The 4,250-nt window shown below is 74.2% G+C and carries 4 protein-coding genes; all 4 read left to right on the top strand.

What is annotated here, in order from left to right; genetic code table 11:
- Nucleotides 1-804 (top strand): hypothetical protein (locus VFZ20_RS07565; RefSeq protein ID WP_329683241.1); only part of this gene is annotated, 804 nt, incomplete at its 5' end.
- Between the two features lie 193 nt (nucleotides 805-997).
- Entirely contained in the window at nucleotides 998-1,489 is a 492-nt protein-coding gene (locus VFZ20_RS07560; protein WP_329683240.1) for a cation:proton antiporter regulatory subunit, read from the top strand.
- A 3-nt stretch (nucleotides 1,490-1,492) separates the two neighbouring features.
- On the top strand, nucleotides 1,493-2,725 hold the full coding sequence (locus VFZ20_RS07555; protein ID WP_329683239.1) for a cation:proton antiporter: 1,233 nt from the start codon (nucleotides 1,493-1,495) through the stop codon (nucleotides 2,723-2,725).
- A gap of 149 nt (nucleotides 2,726-2,874) precedes the next feature.
- A partial coding sequence (locus VFZ20_RS07550) for a HAMP domain-containing sensor histidine kinase (RefSeq protein WP_329683238.1) occupies nucleotides 2,875-4,250 on the top strand: 1,376 nt, incomplete at its 3' end.

Below are 4,250 nucleotides of genomic sequence, written 5' to 3'. Positions count from 1 at the left end.
CTGCTCGTCACCGCGTCCGCGTCCGTCCCCCTTGCCGCGCAGCCGTGGCCCGCGCCGTCCGCCGAGTTCCGCGCGAGCAGCAGCGGCGGCATCTCGGCCGAGCGCGTCCGCAGCACCACGCTGGCCCGCGTTACGCTGGCGGGCGACGTGAACGGGCTGCTGGCCATTGACCAGGAGCAGTGGTCCGACGCGGAGGACGAAGACCAGGGCGGCACCATCCGCGTGCGGGCCCTGGGCTGGGACGGCGCGGCGTTCACACGACCGATGTGGACGGTGGAGTCCGCGGCGGACCGGTGGAGCCTGGAGCCGTTCGGCTACCTGCGGCTCACCCGGTACGGCTGCTGCGACATGGACGTCACGCACACGCTGTACGACCTGGCCACGGGGCAGGAGGTGGCGTGGTACACGGACGGCCCGCCGCTCACCCTTTACGGGCAGGCCGGCGGGCCCGTGCTGGTGGCGTTCGAGTCGCCCCGCTCCACGCGCGTGCCCGAGGGGCTGGACGCGTCGGAGGTGCAGGGCCGGCTGCGGCTCATCCGCGGGACGGCGGTGGCGGACGAGGTCGTCATCGCCGGCAGCGGCGAGACGGAGACGGGCTACGTGTCGCCCGACGGCCTGTTCTGCGACGCGCGGGGCCGCATCCAGGCGCGCGCCCCGGACGGCGTGAGCGACGAGACCGGGTTCGCCGTCTGCTACCAGTTCGAGGGCGGCGCGTGGGCTGTCATCCCCGTCCGCGGGGGGCGGTTCGACGTGCACGCGGCCACGCTGCCGCAAGGCATCGCCCTCGTCCGCGGCGGCTGGTAGAGGCGCGCGGAAACGATCTTGCGTTACGCTGCCCGTCGGCGTACGCTCGGGCGGACGGAAGGCTCACGCGAAGACGCGGAGGACGCGGGGAATCGCCCGGTCCGCGGCTTCGCGTGAGGTCGTCTCCGGGCGCGCCACGACGGACCGCGGGACGGGCCCGAGCCCCTGCAACCCTCTCCAAGCGAACGAGACGATGGACGTCCGCGAGCACGACCTGCCCGGCGTGGGAAAGAAGTTCGCCGTCACGACGAACGACGGCGACCGCATGACCATCATCATCCACAACTCCGGCCACCGGGAGATCTACCACTTCGAGCGGGGCGAGGACTATCCCGCCTACGCCGTGCGGATGGAGGACGCCGAGGCGCGCAAGCTGGGCGCCATCCTGGGCGGCGCCTTCTTTCAGCCCGTGGTGGCGGAGAGCATGGAGATGGTGTTCGACCAGCTTTCCGTGGAGTGGATGAAGGTCACGGCGGCGTCCCCGCTGGTGGGCCGGAGCCTGCTGGAGGCCGCCGTCCGCGAGCGGACGGGGGCCAGCATCATCGCCGTGCTGCGGGCGGGCAAGGCCATCCCCAACCCCCAGCCGGACGAGCGCATTGCCGCCGGCGACACGCTGATGGTGGTGGGCGACCGCGAGCAGGTGGGCCGCTTTGGCGACCTGCTGCGCGGCGGCCAGCCCGCGTAGCCCGTGCACGGCGAATTCCTGCTGGGCGCCGGCGCCGTCCTGGCCGCCCTCGCCCTCTCCGGCCTGCTCTTTGACCGGCTGCGCCAGTCCGTTATCCCCGCGTTCATCCTGCTGGGGATGGCCATCCGCCCCCTGGACCTGGACGAGCACCTGGTGCAGGTGCTGGCCACGACGGGCGTGGTGCTCCTGCTCTTCTTCATGGGGCTGGAGTTCTCCGTGGGCGCCCTGCTGCGCGACCGGCGCCGCATCGTACGCAACGGGGGCATCGACCTGCTGGTGTGCTTTCCCGCGGGGGCCCTGATGGGCGCATGGGTGGGCGGCGGGTGGACGGGCGCCCTGCTGATGGGCGGCGCGTTCTACGTGTCGTCCAGCGCCATCATCGCCAAGAGCACCATCGAGCTGCGCCGCGCGGCGGACCCCGAGACGGAGGTGGCCCTGGGCGTGCTGGTGTTCGAGGACCTGTTCATGGCCCTGTTCCTGGCCCTGCTCTCCGGCGCCGTGCTCACGCCGGAGCCCAGCGCGGGCGCGGCCCTGTGGGGGATGGCCAAGGCCGTGGGCTTTTTCGCGGCCATCGTGGGGCTGGCGCTGTACGCGCGGCCCCTGCTGGACCGCGCGTTCGACCTGGACAGCGACGACCTGTTCCTGCTGCTGGCGGGCGGGGTGGTGATGCTGCTGTCGTGGGGCGCGCTGGCGGCGGGGCTGTCGGAGGCCATCGGCGCGTTCCTGGCCGGGCTGCTGCTGGCCGAGACGGAGCACAAGGAGCGGGCGGAGCGCCTGTTCGGCCCCCTGCAGGGGCTGTTCGCGGCCGTGTTCTTCCTGGGGTTCGGCCTGTCGCTGGACCCGTCCACGTTTGGCGCCGTGTGGCCGTACGCGCTGGTGCTGGCCGTGCTGGGCATCGCGCTCAAGGTGCTCACGGGGATGTGGATCGGCCGGCGCGACGGGCTGCCCAGGCGCAACGCGCTGTCGCTGGGGCTCACGCTGGTCCCCCGCGGCGAGTTTTCCATCCTGCTGGCCGGCATTGCCGTGACGGCGGGCGCGCAGGCCGTGGGCGCCACCATCGCGCTCCTCGTCCTCGCGCTGTCGCTCGTGGGCACGGTGGGGCTGCGCCTGGCGCCGGAGATCGCGCGGCGGGTGTACCCCCGCAAGGCGCCGCGGTCGCTGGAGGAGCGCGGGTTCTCCCCCGCCCTGGCGGCCTTCGACGCGCCGCAGCCGGAGCGCCCGTCGGACCCGTCGTAGCCGGCGCGCGTCCGCCGGTCCGGCCGGAGTGGGAACAAACGGCCGCCGGCCGGATAGACGCGAGGCCGATCCGCCCGCCAGGCGCCGGGCGCGACCGCCGTCCGGCGCCGCCGTGGCGCAAAGCTTGAGGCCCGTCCGCACACATGCCCGTGGAGACCGAGACCGCACCCCCCGCTTCGCCCGCCGACCGGCTGCCCGGCCCGCCCGACTGGGTGGGGCTGCTGGCCAGCCTGTTCGTGCTGCTGGCCCTGGCCGCGCTCGTCGTGGTCCCCCTGCTGGTGCAGGACCGGGTGGACCGCGTGCGGGCGCGGGTGGAAGAGGCGGCGGACCCCGCGCGCACCCTGGTCAACCGCCTGCAGTTCGACGTGGCGCGCGAGGGAAGCCTGCTGCTGCTGGCGGCCGCCACGGGGCAGCACGCGCCCCTGGGGCGCTACGTCGAGGCGCACGAGGACGAGCAGGCGCGCATGGTGGAGCTGGAGGAGAGCGCGGAGCTGCTGGGGGGCGACGTGCTGCAGGAGTTCGTGCGCTTTCGCACCCTGGCGGAGCAGTGGCACACGCGCCTTCCCGTCGACACGCTGGAGCGCGACCCGGAGCGCATCCGTGCGGCCCTGACCCAGGTGGACGAGGAGCAGCCGTTCGCCGACACGGTCATCGAGGCCGCCGCCCGGGTGGACCACGCCCTCGTGGCCGAGGCGCGGCGGGGGCGCGAGGCCATTCGCCGGATGGAGCGGTTCGGGTTGACGGTCACGCTGCTGCTGGGGCTGCTGGCGCTGCTGGCGGCTGTCGCCGTGGCGTGGCTGTCGGGCCGCGTGCGCCAGCTGGCCCGCGAGGCCACGCGCCGGGGCGAGGCGGCGGAGCGCGCCCTGGCCGAGACGGCGCGGGTGACGGAGGCGCGCGCATACCTGCTGCGGGGCGTGAGCCACGACGTCAAGAACCCGCTGGGCGCCGCGCGGGGCTACGCCGAGCTGCTGGAGACGGGGATCAAGGGCCCCCTGAACGACGGGCAGACGCGGTTCGTGCAGGGCATCCGCCGGTCCATCGACGGCGCGCTGGCCATCCTGGCGGACCTGCTGGACCTGGCCCGCGCGGACAGCGGCGGATTGAAGATGGAGCGCGTGGCGGCGGACGTGGCGCGGGTGGCGGCCCACGCGGGCGAGGACCACCGGCCCGCTGCGCTGGCGGCGGGGCACATGATCGAGTGCACCATGGAGGGACCCGTGCGGGTGTACACGGACCCCGGCCGGGTGCGGCAGGTGCTGGGCAACCTGCTGTCCAACGCCATCAAGTACACGCCCGCGCCGGGCCGCATCACGGTGCGGGCGGAGCAGGTACGGGACGATCCCGAGCGGCCGGGCGACTGGGCCGTGGTGCGGGTGACGGACACGGGACCGGGCATTCCGCCGGACAAGCGCGAGGCGATCTTCGACGAGTTCAGCCGCCTGCACGACGGCACGGGCATCCAGGGCCACGGCCTGGGCCTGGCAATCAGCCGCCGCGTGGCGCGTCTGCTGGGCGGCGACCTGGA

It is taken from the genome of Longimicrobium sp. (assembly GCF_036280135.1).
Lineage (GTDB): Bacteria > Gemmatimonadota > Gemmatimonadetes > Longimicrobiales > Longimicrobiaceae > Longimicrobium.
The sequence above is the reverse complement of the archived record's forward strand: the minus strand, read 5'-3'. Positions and strand labels throughout refer to the sequence as shown.